This is a genomic window from Plastoroseomonas hellenica, assembly GCF_018129085.1.
GTDB classification, from domain to species: Bacteria; Pseudomonadota; Alphaproteobacteria; order Acetobacterales; family Acetobacteraceae; genus Plastoroseomonas; species Plastoroseomonas hellenica.
On record NZ_JAAGBB010000146.1, the window covers coordinates 1 to 1,197 of the forward strand.

1 pseudogene is annotated in these 1,197 nt (G+C 77.0%); it reads right to left on the minus strand.

The annotated features are described in order from the left end of the window. A pseudogene (locus GXW71_RS34560) lies at positions 1-1,197 on the minus strand (hypothetical protein); the annotation flags it as partial.

Genomic DNA, 1,197 nt, shown 5'->3' on the forward strand with positions numbered 1-1,197 from the left:
GGAGCAGGTGGCTCCGCCGGCGGTGCGGCCTGCGCGGGCCCGGCATCGCCAGGCGCACTCTGCGCGATGCGCGGCGTGCCCGGCTCCGGCATGGGCGCGCTGCGCGCGGCGTCGGCACCAGGCGATACGGGTGGCGCAAGCGGCGGCAGACGCGCCGCGTCAGGTTCCGGTACGGGCGCGACAGGCGGGATATCGGCGCCGGTGGAGTTGCGCTGAGCGAGCTGCAGCGTCGCGGGTTCGGACTGCGGCACGACATCGATCACTTCGGCGACGGCTGGCGCGCCGCGCGCGGCGTCGGCGACGACCGGTGCAAGTGGCGAAAGGCGCGCCGTATCCGGCTCCGGCAGTGGCGCGACGCGCGCGGTGTCGGCGACGGCCGGCGCGGGCTGCGCGGGAGGCGGCGCGACGCGCACCGGGAGCTGCATGGGGTGCGCGATGTCGATGCCGGCCAGCGTGATCGGCAGGAGGCGCGGCGCGATGGGCAGGACGTCGGCGGCGTGCGGCGTGCGCTGTCCGAAATGCAGCGCGGCGGGTTCCGGCAATGGTGCGATGCGCGCGGTATCGGCGTCGTCCGGCGGCGGCGGGGGAGGTGCGGCGATTGGCAGCGGCGGCGGCGCAATGCGGGCGACATCGCCATTGGGCGGCGTGAAGCCTGCTTGATGCAGCGCAGCCGGCGCATGCAGCGCAACCGGCACAGGCAGCACGGGACGCGACCCGTCGGTCGCTGGCGACGGCGCAGCGCGCATCATGGCCGCAAGGCGGTCGGGCCGCGCCACCTCGGGCTCCGGCAAGGCATCCGCAAAGGCGGCGTCGATGGCAATCGGGGGCGCCAACAGAGGTCCGGCCGGCGCGGCATTGGCCGCGTCGAATGGCGCGAGGCGCGGCGCCCCGGGTTCCGCATGCGGCGCCATCTGCGCGGCGGCGAAGAGCGTGATGGGGTCGGATGCATCCGGCTCCGGCAGTGCATCGGCCTGGGCGGGCGGCGCCGGCGCGCGCGCCATAGCGGTCGAGGGCGGGACGCCCGACGCGGGGGCAGCCAGCATGGCCGGCCTCTCGCCCACGCTGGCGGACCGCGGCGCCTCCGTGGTCGGGCGGCCATTGGCGATGATCAGGGCGGCGACCACCACCCCGCTCAGCGCGGCAGCACCGGCGGCGCCGGCGGCCAGGCCATGCCAGCGGCCCGGGCGCGGAGAGGCG